The 20,636-nt window shown below is 64.1% G+C and carries 16 protein-coding genes and 1 pseudogene; 11 read left to right on the forward strand and 6 right to left on the reverse strand.

Going from position 1 to position 20,636, the window contains the following annotated elements:
* Window positions 1–15: 15 nt before the first annotated feature.
* A pseudogene (locus BES08_RS27745) lies at window positions 16–1,000 on the forward strand (integrase core domain-containing protein).
* A 157-nt stretch (window positions 1,001–1,157) separates the two neighbouring features.
* Here the strand turns inward: BES08_RS27745 and BES08_RS27750 are convergent.
* Window positions 1,158–1,934 (reverse strand): helix-turn-helix domain-containing protein, encoded by a 777-nt coding sequence (locus tag BES08_RS27750; protein WP_036530598.1) that lies wholly within the window; start codon window positions 1,932–1,934, stop codon window positions 1,158–1,160.
* Between the two features lie 156 nt (window positions 1,935–2,090).
* Between BES08_RS27750 and BES08_RS27755 the strand changes: the two genes are divergently transcribed.
* From BES08_RS27755 to BES08_RS27780, 6 genes are all read left to right on the forward strand, one after another.
* Window positions 2,091–4,238, forward strand: coding sequence for a marine proteobacterial sortase target protein (locus tag BES08_RS27755; RefSeq protein ID WP_069709989.1), 2,148 nt, complete (start codon window positions 2,091–2,093; stop codon window positions 4,236–4,238).
* Entirely contained in the window at window positions 4,235–4,846 is a 612-nt protein-coding gene (locus BES08_RS27760; protein ID WP_008828864.1) for a class GN sortase, read from the forward strand. Before BES08_RS27755 ends, BES08_RS27760 begins: the two co-directional genes overlap by 4 nt.
* Window positions 4,847–5,232: 386 nt before the next feature.
* Entirely contained in the window at window positions 5,233–8,589 is a 3,357-nt protein-coding gene (locus BES08_RS27765) for a response regulator (protein WP_037518224.1), read from the forward strand.
* A 16-nt stretch (window positions 8,590–8,605) separates the two neighbouring features.
* The gene (locus BES08_RS27770; RefSeq protein WP_008828866.1) at window positions 8,606–9,433 is read left to right on the forward strand and encodes a CheR family methyltransferase; all 828 of its coding nucleotides are present in this window, start codon (window positions 8,606–8,608) and stop codon (window positions 9,431–9,433) included.
* A 26-nt stretch (window positions 9,434–9,459) separates the two neighbouring features.
* The gene (locus BES08_RS27775; RefSeq protein ID WP_008828867.1) at window positions 9,460–10,026 is read left to right on the forward strand and encodes a chemotaxis protein CheB; all 567 of its coding nucleotides are present in this window, start codon (window positions 9,460–9,462) and stop codon (window positions 10,024–10,026) included.
* A complete protein-coding gene (locus tag BES08_RS27780; protein WP_069709990.1) occupies window positions 10,023–11,168 on the forward strand; it encodes a hybrid sensor histidine kinase/response regulator in 1,146 nt (381 codons plus the stop codon). The genes BES08_RS27775 and BES08_RS27780 overlap by 4 nt, the downstream gene beginning before the upstream one ends.
* A 344-nt stretch (window positions 11,169–11,512) precedes the next feature.
* Here the strand turns inward: BES08_RS27780 and BES08_RS33785 are convergent, their stop codons facing one another.
* Window positions 11,513–11,701 (reverse strand): hypothetical protein, encoded by a 189-nt coding sequence (locus tag BES08_RS33785; RefSeq protein ID WP_008828872.1) that lies wholly within the window; start codon window positions 11,699–11,701, stop codon window positions 11,513–11,515.
* 12 nt (window positions 11,702–11,713) lie between these two features.
* Window positions 11,714–11,893, reverse strand: coding sequence for a hypothetical protein (locus BES08_RS27790; RefSeq protein WP_069709991.1), 180 nt, complete (start codon window positions 11,891–11,893; stop codon window positions 11,714–11,716).
* A 256-nt stretch (window positions 11,894–12,149) separates the two neighbouring features.
* On the opposite strand from BES08_RS27790, the gene BES08_RS27795 reads away from it, so the two are divergent.
* From BES08_RS27795 to BES08_RS27805, 3 genes are read left to right on the forward strand one after another with little or no spacing between them, the layout of a single operon-like run.
* Window positions 12,150–13,265 carry a DUF1440 domain-containing protein gene (locus tag BES08_RS27795; protein WP_069709992.1) on the forward strand — a complete coding sequence of 372 codons (1,116 nt, stop codon included), beginning with the start codon at window positions 12,150–12,152 and terminating at the stop codon, window positions 13,263–13,265.
* The gene (locus tag BES08_RS27800; RefSeq protein ID WP_008827834.1) at window positions 13,262–15,058 is read left to right on the forward strand and encodes a glycoside hydrolase family 15 protein; all 1,797 of its coding nucleotides are present in this window, start codon (window positions 13,262–13,264) and stop codon (window positions 15,056–15,058) included. The genes BES08_RS27795 and BES08_RS27800 overlap by 4 nt, the downstream gene beginning before the upstream one ends.
* Window positions 15,059–15,094: 36 nt before the next feature.
* Window positions 15,095–15,988: an SDR family oxidoreductase gene (locus BES08_RS27805; protein WP_008827833.1), complete on the forward strand. Its 894-nt coding sequence runs from the start codon at window positions 15,095–15,097 to the stop codon at window positions 15,986–15,988.
* 75 nt (window positions 15,989–16,063) lie between these two features.
* Here BES08_RS27805 and BES08_RS27810 read toward each other — a convergent pair whose 3' ends face one another.
* Both BES08_RS27810 and BES08_RS27815 read right to left on the reverse strand, forming a co-directional pair.
* A complete protein-coding gene (locus tag BES08_RS27810; RefSeq protein WP_008827832.1) occupies window positions 16,064–17,197 on the reverse strand; it encodes a Gfo/Idh/MocA family protein in 1,134 nt (377 codons plus the stop codon).
* Between the two features lie 13 nt (window positions 17,198–17,210).
* A complete protein-coding gene (locus BES08_RS27815) occupies window positions 17,211–18,008 on the reverse strand; it encodes an SDR family NAD(P)-dependent oxidoreductase (RefSeq protein WP_008827831.1) in 798 nt (265 codons plus the stop codon).
* Window positions 18,009–18,140: 132 nt separating this feature from the next.
* On the opposite strand from BES08_RS27815, the gene BES08_RS27820 reads away from it, so the two are divergent.
* The gene (locus BES08_RS27820) at window positions 18,141–19,094 is read left to right on the forward strand and encodes an alpha/beta hydrolase (protein ID WP_008827830.1); all 954 of its coding nucleotides are present in this window, start codon (window positions 18,141–18,143) and stop codon (window positions 19,092–19,094) included.
* A gap of 4 nt (window positions 19,095–19,098) precedes the next feature.
* Here BES08_RS27820 and BES08_RS27825 read toward each other — a convergent pair whose 3' ends face one another.
* On the reverse strand, window positions 19,099–20,631 hold the full coding sequence (locus BES08_RS27825; RefSeq protein WP_008827829.1) for an FAD-dependent oxidoreductase: 1,533 nt from the start codon (window positions 20,629–20,631) through the stop codon (window positions 19,099–19,101).
* Window positions 20,632–20,636 lie beyond the last annotated feature (5 nt).

Raw genomic sequence — 20,636 nt, forward strand, 5'->3', positions numbered from 1 at the left:
ATGGAAGGAAGCATTATCGGACAGGCTCGTCACTGGAGCGCCACGACCACGCACACCGTCCAAGCAGCAATAAAGCGATCGCAAGCTTCGTTCGCGACGCTGAGCCGGGAGTTGGGAATCAATCCCAAGACGGTGGCGAAGTGGAGGAAGCGAGCGATGGTCTGGGACCTGAAGACCGGGCCGAAGGCCCCTCATTCAACGACCTTGACAGAAGCCGAGGAGGCGAGGGTTGCCGCGTTCCGGCGTCACACGCTGCTGCCCCTGGATGACTACCTCTACGTGGTTGCAGCCGTCGATCCCGCATCTGACACGGGCAGCTTTGCACCGCTGCCTTCAGCCGCACGGCATCTCCCGCTTGCCGGACGCTGAGGGCGACAAGCCGAAGCATCAGCGCCTCAAGCGCTATCCCGTTGGCTTCTTTCACATCGATATCGCCGAGGTGAAGACCGCCGAAGACAGGCCGTATCTCTTCGTTGGGATCCACCGCACCAGCGGGTTAGCGGTCACACAACCGGTCGACAAGGCTGATCGGCGAGCAGCATGGGAGTTCCTGGAGCACCTGCTGAAATCCGCGCCGTACCAGATCCACACGATCCTGACCGATAGTGGCATCCAATCCGCCGAGCAGCCGTGCAAACGGAACACTGCATGGTCCCGCCAAATCTGCTCCGACATGGTCTGTGACGCAAACGGCATCGAGCACCGGCTCACCAAACCGAATCACCTGTGGACTAACGGTCAGGTCGAGCGGATGAACCGGACCATCAAGAAGGCGACCGCCAAGCGCTTCCATTCCGAGAGCCACGACGAACTCCGAACGCCTCTTGCCGGGTTCATGGCCGTCTACAACTTTGGCCGTCGGCTCAAGACGCTGAGCGGTCTCACACCCTACGAATACATCGCCAAATTCTGGATGGCAGAGCCAGAACGGTTCATCGTCAACCCGATCCACCAGATGCCGGGACTAAACACCTGGTGCCAAGACAGAAGCGATCTCTAGTAAGCCGGCAAGCCCGAGCCCTCGAATACGAAGACCTTGATCACCGCGGTCACCCGGAGGCGGCCATACTATCGCCTGCGCGAGTTGGAATGGTGCGGCGGCCTGACAAACTACATCGACATCCATTTCTGAAAGCGGCCCATCGGCATGGCCCGGCTCATCCGGGAACGTGCAGGCGGGCGAAGTCGCCTTCGATCGAGCGGTCCAGCATCTCCCGATATTCTGCAAAATAGAGCATGTCGGGCGTGATCAGGCCAAGCGGTGCGTCCTCCCCATCGCGCAGTTTGCGCAAGGCGATGGGCGCAGCGGCCGGCACCAGCTGCGAGCCATGGCCCACTTCGAGGGTCGTCAGGATGCCGAACAGTCCGCCATCGATCGTCGGGCGCGACAGGATGGCGAGGCGGTACTGCCCCTGCTCGTTGGTGACGAGATAGATGTGGCCCGAGAGGTTGGGCATGGAAATCTGACCGGCCTGCTCGAACCGGGAATCCGAACGGCCCGATTCAGCAAAGCCGAGGCAGGCTCTCTCCGCAACCCAGCGGATCGTCGTCAGGTATGCGAACAGGCCGCCTGCGGTGCCGAAGCTGGGCCGGACGGTGAGATAGCATCCCTCCAGCCAGGTCACGGCCGAGCGGGCGTAAGCCCCCATCGCCTCGGGCGCGACGTCACCGCCGGTCGGCGCCACTGGCGCAGAGCCGGGACGAAGGCTGACGCCCAGCGCTTCCTCGATCCGCAGGAGTGTGGCGAGCGTGAAGGCCCGTTTGCCCGCCAGAGCTTTTTCCAGCGTCGATAGGCTGATGCGCGCCATGTCCGCCAGCGCCTGGCGCGACAAACGGCGCCGGGCGATTTCCTCGCGTACGCGCCGCGCGGTCTCGGCGCTTTCTACTGAGAGGCCCTCGGCGTCTGGCCGGTCATCTCCTAGGGTCGTGTCCATGCGTACATATGCGCACATATCCGCACATTGCGTCAATCCTTCCGCTAGTTTGCGTCGCCGTGCGCAAGGCTCGGCAGGAACCGGCTGAAACTGCTCGTGGCTGTGTGCACCGCCCTGCGCATAGAGGGTGGGCTCCCCAGTCGCAGGAGCCATCCGATGCCGCATTCACTCTCTCTCCGTCGCGCCCTGATCCCCGCCGCCGTGCTGGCCTTCGGGGCTCCCATTGCGCTTGCCGTTGACGCAACCACCGTGGCCGCTGCCGACGAGAGCGCCTCCGACGACGCTTCGGGCGATGAGGGGCCCGCCACCGGCACCCTGATGCTGCGTGGCCAAGGCATCGTCCGGAGCATGCCCGCCGTGCGCCTCGGCACCGACATCGACGTGACCGTGACCGGTCAGACGGCCCGCGTGCGCGTGGTCCAGGCGTTCCGCAACACCTCGGGCAAGTGGATGGAGGCCAGCTACCTTTATCCACTGCCGCAGGACGGTGCGGTGGATTCGCTCAGGATGGTGGTAGGCCAGCGCGTGATCGTCGGCCACATAGAGCCCCGCGAAAAGGCCCGCGCCACTTACGAGGCGGCGAAAGCGAGCGGGCGCAAGGCGGGCCTCGTCGAGCAGCAGCGACCCAACATGTTCACCACCATGGTCGCCAACGTCGGCCCGGGCGAGACGGTGCTGATCGCCATCGAGTATCAGGCCCCGGTAGCCCAGGCCGACGGTACCTTCTCGCTCCGGCTGCCGCTGGTCGTCGGCCCGCGTTATACACCGCCGCACACGCTGGGAACGGTGGATGCCGTGGCCGATGCTAATGCCGTCACCGCCGCCCCGGTGCTCACTCCGGGACTTGGAGAAACGGTCAACCCGACGTCGATTGCGATCCGTCTCGCCCCCGGTTTCGAGGTCGCCAACCTCATCAGCCGCTACCACCGCGTCAATATCACCGGTCCACTCGGCGATCGCACGATCAAGCTGGACGGCAGTGTCCCGGCAGACCGGGACTTCGTTCTGGAATGGCGCTCCGCCTCCGCCGATCCCACACTTGGCCTGTTTGCGCAGCATACCGCCAAGGGCGATTATGTGATGGCCTCGGTGACCCCGCCCGCCGACACCTCCTCGCTGCCGACACCTCCGCGCGAGATGGTGTTCGTGATCGACAACAGCGGCTCGATGGGCGGCGATTCGATGGAAGAGGCCAAGGCCAGCCTGCTCCATGCGCTGGGTACGCTGCGACCGCAGGACCACTTCAACGTGATCCGCTTCGACGATACTATGACTCGGCTGTTCGACCACAGCGTCGCCGCCACGCCTGACCAGGTCGCTCTCGCCCGGCGCTTCGCCGGATCGCTGGAGGCGCAGGGCGGAACGGAGATGCTGCCCGCGCTCAAGGCGGCGCTGGCGGATGCCGCGACCGGTGGCGGCAGCGATCCATCCATCCTGCGCCAGATCGTGTTCCTGACCGACGGGGAAATCTCCAACGAGCGCGAGATGGTAGCCGCGATCGGCGCCGATGGGGGCCGCAGCCATGTCTTCATGGTCGGTATAGGCTCGGCGCCAAACGACTACCTGATGGAGCGCATGTCGACGATCGGCGGGGGGCTCTACACGCATATCGGCGCCTCGGGGGAAGTCACCGCCAAGATGATGCCGCTGCTCGACGTGCTCAGTCATCCCGCAGTGCGCGACCTCTCCGTGCGGGTTGAAGGCGGTTCGCTCGAGCTCACCCCCTCGCGCCTTCCGGACGTCTATGCCGGCAGGCCGCTGGTGCTGGTGGGGCGTACCGACCACCTTTCGGGCACCCTGACCGTGAGCGGCACGATCGGCGGCAAGGCGTGGGAGCGACGTGTCGATCTGGCGAGCGCTCTGCCTAGCCCGGCCATAGAAAAAGTCTGGGCCCGCAGCCGCATCAGCGACATCGAGGCAGACCGCGCGCTCGGCAAACTGGAAGACGAACAGGCCGATGCCGAAGTCGAACGGATCGGCATGGAAAGCACCATCGTCACCAGTCGCACCAGCCTCGTCGCGGTTGACGAAACACCGTCTCGCCCCGCCGGCGCCCGTCTGACGCGTGAGGAACTGCCGATCAACCTGCCGGCGGGCTGGGACTTCGACACTCTCTTCGGCCAGGGTGCTGCTTCGGACGTCGCTGATCCACAAGGTTCGGGCGATAGCGCCGCGATGCAGGCTGCGGCGCTGGAACTGCCCCAGACAGGCACCGGTTTTCTCGGTCTGCTCGGCCGGGGCCTAGCCCTCCTGCTCGCGAGCCTTGCCGGTTTCGCCTGCCTGCTGCGCCGGAGGGCGGCATGAGCCGCGCCGGCAAACTTGCGCGCCGTTCGAGAGCGGCCCTTTGCGGGCATGGCGTCGCGGCGACCCTGTTGCTGGCGTTATGCCTGGGCGGAATGGTCGAAATCGGCAGGGTGCTGTACATCCCCGCCAAGGCAGCGGTCGCACAAGCACTGCTGGACCATGCCTTCGAGGCGAGTCTTGTCGACCACCGGCCCCGCAGGCCCTGGCCCTGGGCCGATACCGCGCCCGTCGCGCGTATATCGGTTGCAAGGCTGGGCGTGACGCGCATCGTTCTCGGCGGAGGATCGGGCCAAGCCCTCGCTTTCGGCCCGACGCTGCTCCCGGCCGGGGCAATGCCAGGGCACGCCGGCACCGCCGTTATAGCCGCTCACCGCGACACCCATTTCAGATTTCTGCATGACATGCGCACAGGTGATTTTGTCACCCTTCAGACGCGCGAGGGGACGCTGCTGCGCTACCGAGTGACCGGTACGAGCATCGTGCGGTGGGACCGCTATGCTCCGCCGGATGATTCAATGGGCGAACGGCTTGACCTTGCGACCTGCTATCCTTTCGACGCGATCCGCAGCGGTCCCTGGCGCTATGTTGTCCATACCGAGTCGCTGTAAATGCCTTCCTTGCCGTACCGTTTACACCTCGCGACCCAGATTTGATCGCCGAGCGTCTCATAAGGGATCGGCCATGGGAACGGCTGCTAGGCGCAGGTCGGCCTGGAAGCTGTGGTACGCCTCGCTGGCGGGCGCCTGACAACGTGAGCGAGGGACGGGCCTTAAAGTCGCACTTGCTAGCGAACTTGTGAGCCGTCTCTTTGCGGGCGGCATCACGGTTTTTGGCGCAGGACGTGATCTGCGCGCCCTTTCCAAGTGAAGAAGTGCTTGCTCCAGCTACATAATCAACGCAAGCGAAGGCTTTCCCGGGTTCTTGTTGTGGACGCTACATGAGATTCAATCCTGCCCGCATCGAGGCCCATTATGACCATGGATCGCGCCGGGGGATGGACCCTTGGACAATGCTTGGCCTGGCGATGGCCGTCGTTTTCTTTATCGGCAGCGGCAGCGTCGCGTACATGAATGTGACTGTGCTGCGCGACGATATGCGCAAGATCGTTCATTCACACGAAGTCATCGTCGGGATGAACGATCTCACGTCCTCCATGCAGGATGCCGAAACCGGGCAGCGGGGGTATCTCCTGACTGGAAACGAGAGGTATCTCGCTCCCTATCGTGCGGCCCTGTCCGACATCGATGCCCGCTTCGCGACGATTGCGACCTTGACCCGGGACAATCCCGATCAGCAGGCCCGTGTTGCGCCGCTGCGCGCTCGCATCGACGGCAAGCTGGCTGAACTGAAGGAAACGATCGCACTCCGGCAGTCCGGCGGCACTACGCAGGCGCTGGCGATCGTCAACAGCGATCGCGGCAAGATCGAGATGGACGAGCTGCGCGCGCAGCTGGGTGTCATGAAGCAGGAGGAAATCCGCCTGCGCACCGAACGCATCGCCGAGATGGAGCAGGCGTACCGCTCGGCGTGGGTGAGCGGATTGCTTTCCAGCCTGCTGGGGATCGCGCTGACCCTGATCATCGGCCTGCTGATGTACCGCTCCGCCGTAGCCAATCGCAAGCGGCAGTGGCTACAGACTGGCCAGGTCGAGATGGCCGCCGCGTTGCTTGGCGATCAGCCGATCGACACGCTGGGGGATGGCATTCTCGGTTTCCTCGTCCGCTATCTTGGGGCGCAGGCCGGCGCCGTGTTCTCGTCCGAGAACGGACATTTCCGCCGCGTCGCCGCTTACGGAGTGGCGCCTGATGCCCAGATCATCGAGCGGTTCAATCGCAAGCAGGGATTGCTCGGCCAGGTTGCGGTGGACGGCGAGCCGGTGGTGCTCAGCGACATTCCCGACGGCTATCTGACGATCGGCTCTTCGCTTGGGAGCGACAAGCCGCGCCATCTGGTCATTGCTCCTGCCAGCGCCGACGGTTCGGTCCAGGGTGTGATCGAACTTGGCTTTCTCCAGCGGGTGGATGAGGACGTACTGGCGTTTCTTGCCGAAGCGTCCAGTTCGATGGGCAGTGCGATCCGCTCGGCTCGCTACCGATCGCAGCTTCAGCATCACGCCGAGGAACTGCAGGTGCAAAGCGAGGAACTTCGGGTTTCCAACGAGGAACTGGAGGAGCAGGGACGCGCGCTCAAGGAATCCCAGGCCAGCCTCGAGCAGCAGCAGGTGGAACTGGAGCAGACCAACTCGCAGCTCGAAGAGCAGGCGCAGCTGCTTGAGAACCAGCGCGACGATCTCGCCAGCTCGAACGCAGCGGTCGAGGCCAAGGCGGCCGAACTGGAACAAGCAAGCCGCTACAAGAGTGACTTCCTGGCAAACATGAGCCACGAACTGCGCACTCCGCTCAATTCGCTGCTGATTCTCTCGAAGTTGCTGGGCGATAACCGCAGCGAGAATCTGACCGATGAACAGGTCCAGTTCGCCCGGACCATCGAATCCGCAGGCAACGACCTGCTGGCGCTCATCAATGATATTCTCGACCTTTCGAAAATTGAGGCCGGGCATCTCCAGATCCGTCCGGAAGCCGTGCTCGTCGAACGGTTCGCGCGGGATTTACGCCCGGTATTCGAACCGGTGGCGGCAGATCGCGGCCTTGGCTTCTCGGTCACGGTAGACCCCGCTGTGCCCGGCGAAATCGAAACGGATCGCCAGCGTCTCGAGCAGATTCTCAAAAACCTGCTCTCCAATGCCTTCAAGTTCACCGAGCGCGGGTATGTCACGCTGGAGATCGCGCTCGCCGGGCAGGGGCAGGTCTCTTTCACAGTGGTCGATACCGGCATCGGCATACCGCATGAGCAGCAGAAGGCCATCTTCGAAGCTTTCCGGCAAGCTGACGGAACCATCAGCCGCAAATTTGGCGGTACCGGTCTCGGACTGTCGATTTCGCGCGAACTGGCGCGGCTGCTCGGCGGCTCCATTGCCCTGACCAGTATCGTTGGCGAAGGCAGCCGCTTCACGCTGACGATCCCGCTGACCTTAGATCCGGCTCGGCTGGCGGAGGTGTCCTTGCCCGTGCCAGCCGCAGCGCCCCAGCCCAATTCGGCGCAGCCGCGTGCCGTGCCGATCGTGAGGCAGGTTGAGGACGATCGCGAGGTGCTCGGCGCCGGACAGCGGGTTTTGCTTGTAGTGGAGGACGACGCGGCATTCGCGGGAATCGTGCGCGACATGTCGCGCGAGATGGGCTTCCAGTGTCTTGTCACCGGCACGGCCGAAGAAGCTCTGCACCTTGCCCGCAAGTTCAAGCCACATGCGGTCGTGCTTGACGTGGGATTGCCCGATCAATCAGGCCTTGCCCTGCTCGACCGCTTGAAGCAGGACGTCGAGACGCGTCACATTCCGGTTCACGTGGTTTCAGGCAGCGATCATACCCAGACCGCTCTGGCGCTCGGGGCGATCGGCTACCTGGTCAAGCCGGTGAAGCGCGAGGAACTGGCGGGCGTGCTGGAGGCGCTGGCCGCCAAGCTTTCCTCCGATGTGCAGCGGGTTCTCATTGTCGAGGACGACGCGGTGCAGCGCGACGCGGTCAGCCGTTTGCTGGCTACCGGCCATGTCGAGACAGTTGGCGTCGCCAGCGCCGCCGAATGCCTTGCGGCGCTGCGCGAGACGACCTTCGACTGCATGGTCCTCGACCTCAATTTGCCTGATGCCAGCGGGTTCAGCCTCCTGGAAACACTCAGCAAGGAAGGTGCGTACGCCTTCCCGCCCGTGATCGTCTATACCGGACATGATTTGTCGCCCGAGGATGAGCAGCGGCTGCGGCGCTATTCCGACTCCATCATCATCAAGGGCGCGCGCTCACCCGAACGGCTGCTCGACGAGGTTTCGCTGTTCCTCCATCAGGTCGTGACGGACTTGCCGGCCGAGCAGCAGACGATGATCCGCGCGGCCCGTAATCGTGATGCGATCCTGGAAGGCCGGCGAATTCTGGTCGTCGAGGACGATGTGCGCAACGTATTTTCCCTTACCAACATCCTCGAGCCGCAAGGCGCCAGCGTGGAGATCGCCCGCAATGGCCAAGAGGCGCTCGACGCGCTCGATGCCTCGGCATCCGAGCCTGCCAAGCGCATTGACCTCGTGCTGATGGACGTGATGATGCCGGTAATGGACGGGCTCACCGCCACTCGCGCGTTGCGGCAGGATCCCCGCTGGTCAAAGCTGCCGATCATCGCCTTGACCGCCAAGGCGATGCCGGACGACCAGGAACGGTGCATCGAGGCCGGCGCCAACGACTACATGGCAAAGCCGCTGGAAGTCGACAAGCTGCTCAGCCTGGTGCGCGTATGGATGCCGCGGTGATCATGAGGTCATGCTGATGGACGCCGATAAAATCGAGGATATCGAAATCCGCCTCCTGCTGGAGGCCATCTATCGCCGCTACCACTACGATTTTCGTAATTACGCTCAGGCGTCCATCAGGCGGCGCCTGCGCCAGGCACGCGAGCGCATGGGGTTTGCCACCTTCTCGGCGTTGCAGGACAAGCTGCTCCACGATCCTGCTTTGGCCGCGAAAGTTCTGCGCTTCCTGACCGTACAGGTCAGCGATTTCTTTCGCGATCCCAGCTATTTCAAGGCGCTGCGCGAGAAGGTCGTGCCACATTTGCGCACGTATCCCTCGCTCAAGGTATGGATCGCGGGCTGCAGCGCAGGCGAGGAACTGCACTCGCTTACCATCCTGTTCCGCGAGGAGGGGCTGGAGACGCGCACATTGTTCTACGCAACCGATATTAATTCCGAAGCGCTGGAAGCCGCCGAGCGCGGCATCTATCCCCTCGAGCGGATCAAGGCTTTCACCGAAAACCACCGGCTTTCAGGAGGGCGATCGTCGCTCTCCGACTATTACACGACCGGATACGGGGGGGCAGTGTTCGATAAGTCCCTGCGCGAGCGGGTGGTGTTTTCGGACCACAGTTTGGTTACCGACGCGGTCTTCTCCGAAATGCACCTGATTTCCTGCCGCAACGTGATGATCTACTTCGACCGGGCGCTACAGGATCGCGCTGTCGGCTTGTTCCGCGACTCGCTGACCCGCAACGGGTTCCTCGGGCTGGGCTCGAAGGAATCCTTGCGATTTTCAGCCCACTCTGCCGATTTTGCGGATTTCGTGCGCGAAGAGAAAATCTACCAGCGGCGAAAAGCGTGAGAACAGCCTCTGCCTCTGCGGCCATCGTGATCGGCGCCTCGGCTGGCGCAATTCAGGCACTGCTTCGCATCCTGCCTGCGCTGCCCGGTGACTTCGCCCTGCCGATTATCGTGGTTGTCCACGTGCCTCCAGGACGCCGCAGCGAACTGGCCGCGCTCTTCGCTGTCAAGTGCCAGGTTGCGGTTCGCGAGGCTGAGGACAAAGAGCCGATTACGGCGGGTACGATTTACTTCGCTCCGCCGGACTACCACCTGCTTGTCGAACGGACCGAAGGTTCAAGCCATACGCTGTCGCTGTCCACCGACGCACCGGTCTTCTTTTCTCGGCCATCGATTGATGTCCTGTTCGAAAGCGCAGCCGAAGCATATGGCTCCCTCTTGATGGCACTGATCCTGACCGGCGCTAACGAAGACGGTGCGCGGGGCCTTAAGGCGGTGGCGGAAGCGGGCGGACAAGTCTATGTTCAGGACCCTCAGAGCGCTTATGCCCGGGCGATGCCCGATGCTGCGCTGGCCGCCTGCGGCAGAGCCCAGGTGCTCTCGCTGTCGCAGATCGCTGATTGCCTCCTCGAAGCCGGAAGAAAAGCGGCATGAACATGAGTGATCACGTTCCTGTCCTCCTTGTCGATGACCTTCCTGCCAACCTGACCGCGCTCGAAGCCTTGCTCACAGACGAAAATATAACAGTTTTCGAGGCTCGATCAGGTCCAGAAGCACTGGAGTTGCTACTCGCGCATGACTTCGCGCTGGCGCTTCTCGATGTGCAGATGCCCGAGATGAACGGCTTCGAGCTCGCGGAACTGATGCGTGGCATGGAACGGACACGCCATGTTCCTATCATCTTCGTGACGGCGGGCACAGCTGATACGCAACGACGTTTCCAGGGTTACGAGGCAGGTGCGGTCGACTTCATCTCCAAACCGATCGAACCGCATGGTCTGCGTAGCAAGGTGCGCGTTCTGTGCGATCTTCATCGGCAACGGCAACAGATAGCGGCCCAGCGCGATGAGCTGGCGGCGTCTGCGGCCGCGCTTCGCGAGGCCGATCGCGCGAAGGATCGGTTTCTTGCCGTACTTGCCCACGAACTGCGCAACCCGGTCGCAGCGCTCATGGGCGCGGTGGACCTTCTTGGCCGCCCGCGTTCCGCGGATCAGGCGGGTATCATCCATGCCAGAATGGAACGTACGGTGTCCCACCTCGCGCGTCTGGTGGAAGATCTGCTCGACGTTTCCCGCATTACAGAAGGGAAGGTGACACTGAAAATTCAACGGATTGCACTGTCTGATGTCCTGAACTTCGCAGTTGAAAGCAGCCGGCATCACATGGATGCGGGAAACCATCATCTGACCGTTGCGCTGCCCGAGGCGCCGGTTTGGTTCGATGGCGACTATTCCCGGATTGCCCAGATCGTCGCGAATCTGCTCGGAAACGCGGCTAAGTACACCCCGCCTGGTGGCGCCATCAAGCTGTCGGCCCGCACCATCGGCGGCGAGATAGTCATTGAGGTGGCGGACAATGGCATGGGCATACCGGCAGATATGCAGGCGCGCATTTTCGAGGCTTTCGCGCAAGTGGAGGATCATCGCGCCTATGCGCAAGGAGGACTGGGCATCGGTCTTGCTCTCGTGCACCGACTGGTGACCTTGCATGGCGGCAGCGTCTCGGTCGAAAGCGATGGCCGGGGAAGAGGAAGCGTCTTTACGGTTCGGTTGGTTCAAGTCGAAGGCGGTGATTAACCCCGACGGAGTGGTGCGTGTTTTCAGGACAGGATTTGAAGCTACTCCGGACCTGATGGACTCAATTCGAAATGAAGGCGACGAGAGAGCTCTAAAGTGCGGATTAGCTTCGTTAAGGATCGAGTTGTTCGGGAGGCATGCCCGTGCCTCACTCTGCGACCGATACCCTCACGAAGTCGCCCTTGGCAGCAGCATCCCCGCGCCGTGCGGGCACCGAACCCGCGGCATCGATAGCTAGGTTATGCACCCTTCGCCGGTCATGGCATCGCGGGCACTATCCGCCATGTTGACGAGGGCTGTTTCGAACTGGCTGACATCGACTTCCACGACACACGAACCGCCGATCAGATCGAAGACGAGGTCCACCCCATTACAGTGCGCAGCATGTCCGCGACTCTGCCCACTTTCACGGCCGCATCGAAGACTTCGGTCGTCAGCGCCTGCCGCCAGGCAAAGGCCAGAAGCTGGCTGGTGAGCTTCGCAGCGCGATCTGCCGTTTCCGCTAAGTTATCGGCTGGGCAGAGCAGTTGCATTGTGCCGAATTGCTAACCCATGATGGTAACGGCGGCACCGACGATCTTGCCATAAAACTCCAAGCGATCCTGCTCGTTGATGAGCGCGACGCTGATCTGGTGAAGCAGGTCTATTTCGGAGAGCCCATCATGCGCGCCCTGCGTGATTGGGCCGATCGGCGACACGAGGCCGCCGTGATGCGCGTTGGTCATTAGTCTGGTCCCCGGCGCGCGCGGAACCAATTGGCCCATCGCAGCCCGGTAACTCCCAATAAGTGGAGAAGTTGCGGCATTCCGATGAACGGCGAATGCTCCCGACATGGCCATTACGCCGCGCCTGGAACGATGCTGCATGGAGCGCGACTATCGGTGGAACATCGCCGCGACACGGCGCGTTGGAAAAGGCCGATCAACTGAGCAGACGACTGCCGACTCAAGTTTCCTCCCGAGCCCGGAGCACAAGCAAGACATGTCCATCACCCCGGTCCCTGACCGCTCCGCGCATACCGTGAACACCATCGTCGATCTGGAGCAAGGCGCCGCCGCGGGCGCTGTCGCAGGCTTCGCGGCAGCAGCGGTGATGAACGGTTTCCAGTCGCTGGTCACCCCGCTGTTCCGCCCGCAAAGCGGCGACGGTCCGGCTGCCACCGAGCAGGCCGCCGAGCGCGTCGCCCTGGTGCTATCCGGCCGGGGACTGGCAGAGGGCGACAGGCGCGCGGCAGGCACGGCAGTGCATTACCTGGTGGGCACGGCGACCGGCGCACTGTACGGCGCCTGGGCAGAAAGGCGCCCCGGCGTGACGCGCTGGCAAGGGCTGGGTTTCGGGCTCGTCTGCGCAACCCTGATAGACCAGATCGCCGTACCCCTCGCCGGGCTCGCAAGGCCGCCATGGCGCTACACGCTGCGCACGCACCTTTATGGCTATGCGTCGCATCTGGTTTTCGGGCTGGTCACCGAACAGGTGCGCAAGCTGCTGCGCGATCGGATCGCCAGACGTCGTCCTGCCGCCACCGCCGGGCAGGCCATCGGCCGACAGGCGCCGGACGACCGGGCCATGGCCATCGACGATGTCTGCGTGCCGCTGCTGCTGGGACTAGCCGGCGGCCAGCGGACTTTCACGCCGCCCGCCGCGATCACCATCGCCGCCGCCAGCAGCGGTCTTGGGCTTGAGGGCACGCCGCTGGCACTGCTCAACTCGCGGTGGACCGGCCTCCTGTTCGGCGCCGCCGCGGCCGGCGAATACGTCATGGACAAGCAGCCGGGCATTCCCGCCCGGATCGCCCCTGCCGGACTTGCGGGCCGGGCTGTCGGAGGCGCGCTGTCCGGTGCCGCCGCCGCGCGGCCGGGCAAGGCCTGGCTGGCCGCAGGCGTGGGTGCGGCCGGTGCGATCGCCGGTGCCTACGTCAGTTACCGCGTGCGCATGACGCTTGCCCGCGCGCTTGGCCGCGACCGCCCGGTGGCCTTCGCCGAAGACGCGCTGGCGATGGTCGGCACCGCGCTGGTGGCCACATATGCCTCGGCCCGGCAGAAGCAGCGGGAGCAGGCGGATACGCTCGTGCGGCACGGCGGAACGGCGGCGGCATGATGGGCAGACGCCGCATCGGCGAGCGATCCGAAGGCCAACTTGCCCTTGAAGACTACGGCGCCATCGGCGAAGGCCGATCGATTGCGCTGTCCGGCGCCGACGGGTCGATCGACTGGTGGTGCGCACCCAACATGGACTCGCCGCCGCTGTTCGACCGCCTGCTCGATCCGGTGAATGGCGGATGCTTCGCGATCACGCCCGACGCGCCATTCACCGTACAGCGCTGCTACCGCAGCGACAGCAACGTGCTGGAGACCACGTTCACCACCGAGACCGGCCGCGCCCGTCTGGTGGAATCGATGAACAGCGGCAGCGCGGGCCGCCTGCCCTGGGCCGAGATGGCCCGCCGGCTCGAAGGGCTCGAAGGGCGGATGCGTTTTTGCGTGACCATGCGACCGGGGCGTCGCGGTGACACCGTGAACCCTTATCACTCGACCATCGGCGATCACACGGTGTTTCATGTCGAACGGGTGCTGGGACTGTTCCTGCACAGCGGCGGCGTGGAGTGCCACTGGGCCGACGAGGGCGTCACCGGCGCGGTCGAAGTGAAGGCGGGCGGGCGCGAGGTACTGGCGCTCATCGCCGGGCAGGACGAGCCACTGGTGGTCCCCTCCATCGCGGAGATCGACGCGCGTATCGAGACCTCGGATCAGGAGTGGCGGACCTGGGCGAGGACCATCACGTGTCAGGGCGAACCGCGCGCGGCGTTCGTGCGCTCGGCGCTGGCGCTCAAGCTCCTTCTCTATTCGCCCTCAGGCGCCATCGCAGCCGCGCCGACGACCTCCTTGCCGGAACGGATCGGCGGCTCCAAGAACTACGACTATCGTTATGCCTGGGTGCGTGACGCCGGCTACACGATCAAGGCCTTCCTGGCCGCCGGGGCGCAGGCGGAGGCCAAGGCCGCCTTCTCCTGGCTGCTGGACCGCCTGGCCAACGTCGGCTTCAGGGTCTGCTACACGCTGGGCGGCGATCCCGTACCTGCGGTCCGGGATTGGGCGATGCCGGGCTATCGCGGCTCCCGGCCGGTCGTGACCGGTAACCAGGCGAACGACCAGTCCCAGCACGGCGTCTACGGCGACATCTTCGAGACCGCGTCCTGCTTTGTGGGCAGCGGCAATATCCTCGACAGCGCGAGCGCCGAACTGCTGTCCCATCTCGCCGACGAATGCGCCGACCGCTGGCGCATGCCCGATGCCGGGATATGGGAACTGCCCGAGTACGAGCACTACACGATGTCCAAGATCAGCTGCTGGCAGGCGCTGGCCCGCGCGGTGGAGCTTGCCGATGCGGGGCAATTGCCCACCACCTGCCGTGAACGCTGGTGCCGCGAACGCGACCGTATCGCCGCCTGGATCGAGGAGAATTGCTGGTCGCAGGAAAAGCAGGCGTTCGTGATGCATCCCGGCACCGATCGGCTGGATGCCTCGATCGCCCTTGCGGTGCGGTTCGGTTTCGACGGCCGCGAACGCCTTGCGGCCACGCTCGATGCGATCGACCGCGAGCTTGGCACCGGGCCATTCCATTACCGCTACAGCGGCATGGAAAAGGAGGAAGGCTGCTTCCTGGCCTGCTCGTTCTGGATGGCGGAAGCGCGGGCGTCGCTGGGCGACTGGGCAGGTGCCCGCGCCCGGCTGACCGCGCTTGTCGATGGGCTGGACCGGGGGGTGGGCATCTACCCCGAAATGGTCGACCCGAAGACCGGGGAATTCCTCGGCAACCTGCCGCAGGGCCTTACCCATCTGGCCCATATCATGGCGCAATCGGTGCTGGCGGAGGAACCACGGCCGGGCTGAGACGCTGCTTTTCCTGAACCCCATCAGGAGCATCTCATGACCGATCGCCTGTCGATGCAGGACCCCCGCGAGCAGTATCCCAAGCCGCCCTTCCCATCCCAGCCCCAGCCCGTCCCCGGCCTTGCCCGCAAGATGGAGCCGGTCCCCGATCACGGAGAGAGCAGCTACAAGGGCTCTGGCAAGCTGGCCGGCCGCAAGGCGCTCATCACCGGCGCCGATAGCGGCATCGGCCGTGCCGCCGCGATCGCTTATGCGCGCGAAGGCGCCGACGTCGCGATTTCCTATCTGCCGAGCGAGGCAGCGGATGCGGCGGAAGTCGTCAAGCTGATCGAAGCCGAAGGGCGCACCGCCGTCGATCTGCCTGGCGACGTCACCGACGAAGCATGGTGCCGCACGCTGGTCGATCAGGCGATAGCAGGGCTCGGCGGCCTCGACATTCTGGTGATCAACGCCGGCCACCAGCAGAGCCGCGAGGATATTTCAAAGGTCACGTCGAAAGACTTCGACGAGACGATGAAGACCAATCTCTACGCCCTGCACTGGATCGCACAGGCGGCGGTCCCGCACCTCAGCGCGGGCGCCTCTTTCATCACCACGGCATCGGTGCAGGCTTACGAGCCGTCGGCCATCCTGCTCGATTATGCGACGACCAAGGCTGGCATCGTCGCCTATACCAAGGCGCTGGCGAAACAGCTGATCGAGAAGGGCATCCGTGCGAACGTCGTTGCGCCGGGGCCGTTCTGGACGGCGCTGCAATCCTCGGGCGGCCAGCCTGACGAAGCGGTGCAGAAGTTCGGAACTCAGAGTGCGTTCGGGCGCCCGGGCCAGCCGATCGAGATTGCGCCGGTCTACGTGCTGCTCGCCAGCCAGGAGGGCAGCTACATTTCAGGCGAAGTCTACGGCGTGACGGGAGGCGCAGGCATCGCCTGATTGCCCTGACGCGCAGTAACGAAAAAGGCCCCTGCGAACACCGCAGGGGCCTTTTTCTTGTTTTGAAGGTTCGCCTCAGCTGAAGGCGGGTTTCGCAGCCTTCACCGGCTCCGGAATATCGACCAGTTTCAGGCGCTGTTCCTGCTCATCGGGATCAATGCGGCGATGGCGCTCCTGCGGCTCGATCTTGACCGCCCCGCCAAGCTTCAGGGCAGCGGCGATCGCCTCGATCACCAGCAGGTCGGCAAGTCCCTCCTCGCCATCGGGCTCTACGCTGCGGCCCTTCAGGATGCAGTCGGAAAAGTATTTCAGTTCGCCGCCGAACTGATCGGTGGCCTTGTAAACCTCGTGCTCGCGGTTCCCCGAACTCTTTCGGAACTGCTCAAGGCCTTGCCCGTATCCGAAAGCCGAATCCATGTGGATCGAGCCCTTGGTGCCGGCAATCGTCAGATTGTCGATCTGGTCGGTGAAGTAGCTCACGGTGAACTGCGCCAGCCGGTTGCCGGGCATCCTGAGGGTAACCGCGATCGTGTCGTCAAGTTCGCCAAGTCCCGCTTCCTCGTGGCGTACCGCGATGGCCGACACGACTTCCAGCGGCTCGGCGCCGAACAGGAAGCGGATCGCGTTGATCGGATAGGGCGCCATGTCGAAGAGCGGCCCTGCCTCGATACCGGAACGGCTGCGGTGGTTGGCGGGATCGACCATCTGCCCGAAGCACGACGTGAACGCAACGAGTTCGCCCAGTTCGCCCGCCCTGATCCGGCGGACCGCATCGAGATTGGCGGGCTCGAAATGTAGCCGGTAGGCGGTCATCAGCAGGGCATTGCCGCGTTCGGCCGCCGCGATCATCGCGCGGCATTTGTCGGCGCTGACCTCCAGCGGCTTTTCGCTCAGGACATGGATGCCCGCCTCGAGCGCCGGGATAGCGAATTCGGCATGGCGCCAGTTGGGCGTGCCGAGATAGACGGCGTCTATCTCGCCGGATGCCAGAAGCTGCGGAAATTCCTCGTATGAGTGGCGATGCTGCACGCCGTAACGTTCGCCCAGCGCGCCCAGCTTCTCGCGGTCCGAGGAGACGAGCGCGGTAATCTCGGAATTGCCGGTGTGCCTGACGCCAGGCATCAGCGCTTCCTGCGAGATGTCGCCAAGGCCGACGATGGCGTAGCGGATTTTCCTGCCGCCAAATCCGAGTGCGGATACAATGCTCATGGTGTCCTCCTCCTCAGATGGTCATGACCGAGCCGGAATCGACCCGCATGTTGCTGCCGTTGACGAAGCTGGCGCGCTCGGAGCACAAAAAGACGATCATGTCGGCGACCTCTTCGGGCTTGCCGCGCCGCTTGAGCGCCATTCCGGGGCGCTCTTCGTCGAGGAAGCTGCGGATCGCCTCATCGACGTCGACACCCTTTTCCTTTGCCCGCTTTTCCATCATCTTGTCGGTCATCGGCGTTTCGATGAATGCGGGCGAAACGGTGTTCACCAGAACGTTGTCGCAGCCGTAGGCCTTGGACAGGCCCTTCGCGAGATTGATGATACCGGCCTTTGACGCGCAATAGGCCAGCTCGTCGACATAAGGCTGCACGCCGTCTTCCGAGCCAATCAGCACCACCCGCCCCCACTTTGCCGCGCGCATCGCCGGAATGGCCTCCCGCGCCACGCGTACTGCGCCCATGAGATTGATGTTGAGCGTTTCGAGCCAGCCGTCGTCATCGACATCGATGAAATCGCCAGTCGCACCGGTCACACCGGCGGCATTGACGAGGATATCGGGATCACCGAGCGCGGTGCGCACCTTCGCGTAAAGTTCGGTAACGCTGTTCCGATCGGTGACATCCGCCTCCACGGCGATCACCTCGCCCAGCGGTTCGAGTTCGGCGAGCGTCTCGTGCAGGTTGCCGCCGGGCTGGTCGCTGATCGCAACTCGAACGCCTTCACTCAGCAGGCGTCGCGCCGTCTCCTTGCCGATGCCGCTGTCCGCGCCGGTGATTAGCGCAATGCGCCCTTCGATATCGAGCTTCATCGTATCGATCTTCCTCTTCGTCGGATGTCTGAGATGTTTCTGATTAAAGGGCTGTCGGCACGGCGAAGTTCCCTGGAACCGCATCGTCTGCCCACGACTTGCCTCACCATTCACCGCAAGCAAGGATGCAGGATGGACGCCGAAGCCCGTGACGTGCTGGACTATCTCGCGCGGCTCGCGCCTGCGGCCGAAGGGACGCCGGACGATGCACGCTGGCTGGAGAATTTCCGCTACCAGACGCGGCTCCTCGCGGGCCTCGACGCTCCGCCGATGGAACTTCATTCGGTATCGCATGTCGTCGTGCCCCGGACCTCAACGCCCGCGCTTGCGATCCGGCTGTATCGTCCGCACCCTGGCCGCTTGCCGCTGCTGCTGCACATGCACGGCGGCGGCGCCATCGCCGGGTCCGTCGATGGCCACGACGCCGCCTTGCGGATGCTGGCCAGCCGCACCGGCTGGCTGGTCGCCGCGCCGCTCTACCGGCGAGCGCCCGAGCACAGGTTCCCGGCGCAGCTCGAGGACGGCTGGCGCGCGCTCGGCCATTTGCGCGATCAGGCGGACACCTTGAACATCGATGCGTCCACCATCGTCATCTCGGGTGACAGCATCGGCGGGACGCTCGCGAACGCCCTGGCGATGCGCGGCCGCGATGCCGTCCGGGAGACCGGGAGCCCCGCCATCGCGGGGCAGATCCTGCTCTATCCCAATACCGATCTGAGGCGCGATGCCGACTATCCCTCACGCACGCGCGAGAACGGCCACATCATCGCGCTCGAGGATCTCGAACGGCAGATCGACCTGTACCTGTCACGCGAAAGCGATCGTCACGATCCGATTGTCTCGCCAGTCCTTGCCGATCCGGCGCGTCTGCCTTCAACTCTGCTGGTGACATGCGGGGCGGATCCCCTTTGCGACGAGGGCGACGCTTATGGCCACCTGCTGGCCAGCGCCGGGGTCCCGGTACGCCATGATCACTTCGCCGGCATGATCCACGCATTCATGCAAACGGGCGGCCACACACGTGCGACCGCCCGGCTCTTCGATTGCATTGCAAATTGGCTGCAGCGCTTCGCGCCTTCACCCTAAGTCTTCAGGCGGATGCCGGCATGTCCCATCTGGCTTCCACCTCCAGAGCTTCGACATCGCACTGACAGGTAAGCAGTGCCTGCTCCTTGCCGTCCTCCCGGAAGAAGACAGCGAACGCGCCTTCATCGACATCGCCCTCGATCCGGCGATCCTTGGCCGAAGCGGCATGGCCGACATAGCGAAGACTGGTATCGTAATGCCCGGACCAGAAGAACGGGGTGTCTCCGAACCCTTCCTCGACCTTGCCCAGCAGCAGCCGCGCAAGGTACTGGCCCTGCCTCTGCGCATGGACCCAATGCTCGACTCGGATCGGGTGGCCCAGTCGCGGATCGGGATAGGAGGCAATGTCACCGATCGCGAAGACGCCGTCAGCGGAAGTCGCAAGCGTGGCATCGACCCTGACCCCGCCACCTTCCTCGTTGGTGGCGAGCGCGATCCCGGCAGCTTCGGCAAGTTCGACGCGCGGCTTCACGCCGGCACCGATGACCAGGAGGTCGGCATCGACCGTCGATCCATCGTCAAGGGTTAAGGCCTTGCCATCATAGCTTTCGATCGTTCTCCCAAGTCGGAACGCAACGCCCTTGTCTTCATGCAGGCCCCGAACGAAGCGCCCGACCTCCTCGCCGAGCACTCCGGCAAGCGGAACATCGTCCTTCGCAATGACGGTCACGGGAAGCTTGCGCTGGCGCAGCGACGCGGCGACTTCAAGGCCGATGAAACTGGCCCCCATGACCGCCACGCTCTTCGCTTTTTCTGCGGCCTCGATGAGGGCGTCGGCATCGGCAAGCGTACGAAGAAAACGGACGCTGTCGCGATCGAAGCCGTCGATGTCAGGGACGATCGGCTCAGCCCCTGTTGCGAGGATGAGCGTCTCGTAGGCCACGCGCTGCCCGTCAGCCGTGGACAGGGTCCTCGCCCGGGTGTCGATGGCCGTCACCTCAGTTCCGGTACGCACCTCCACCGAGGCAGCCCCCTGCCCGGCGCCGGAAGGGAGCATGCATTCGTCACGCTTCTTCTTTCCGGCAAGATACTGCTTGGAGCAGAACGTGCGATCGTACGGGACATCGGAATCGGCGCTGAGGATCAGCACGCGGTCCCCCTGCCCGGCCCGCTCGAGAACGTCGGCGCAGGCATGACCTGCCGCCCCGCCGCCCACGATGATGATGCGGCGCTGATCCGGCATAGCTTTCAGGCTTGCCTGCGTATTCGCATCGGCCCTGCCGGTGACGCGGATCACTCCGCCCTCTTCGGTCACCGCAAAACACGAAAGCGGCTCGATCGCAGGCGCGCCCACCGCCTCGCCGGTTTCGGCCGAGAAGCGCGCGTGGTGCCATGGGCACCGAAGCTCTCCTGCCGCAATGATGCCCTGTTCCAGCCCGGCTCCCAGATGCGTGCATTCGCCCGATAGAGCGCGCACCCTGTCGCCTTGCCGGACGAGGACGACGGGCTTGCCGTCGAACTCGCCCGCAAGAATCATGTCCGGCTTCAGGTCGCTGCTCGCGATGCCTGCGGCAAAATCCGGCTTGGTATCCGCCATGATGC

The sequence above is a fragment of the Novosphingobium resinovorum genome, from assembly GCF_001742225.1.
In the GTDB taxonomy this organism is placed as follows: Bacteria; Pseudomonadota; Alphaproteobacteria; order Sphingomonadales; family Sphingomonadaceae; genus Novosphingobium; species Novosphingobium resinovorum_A.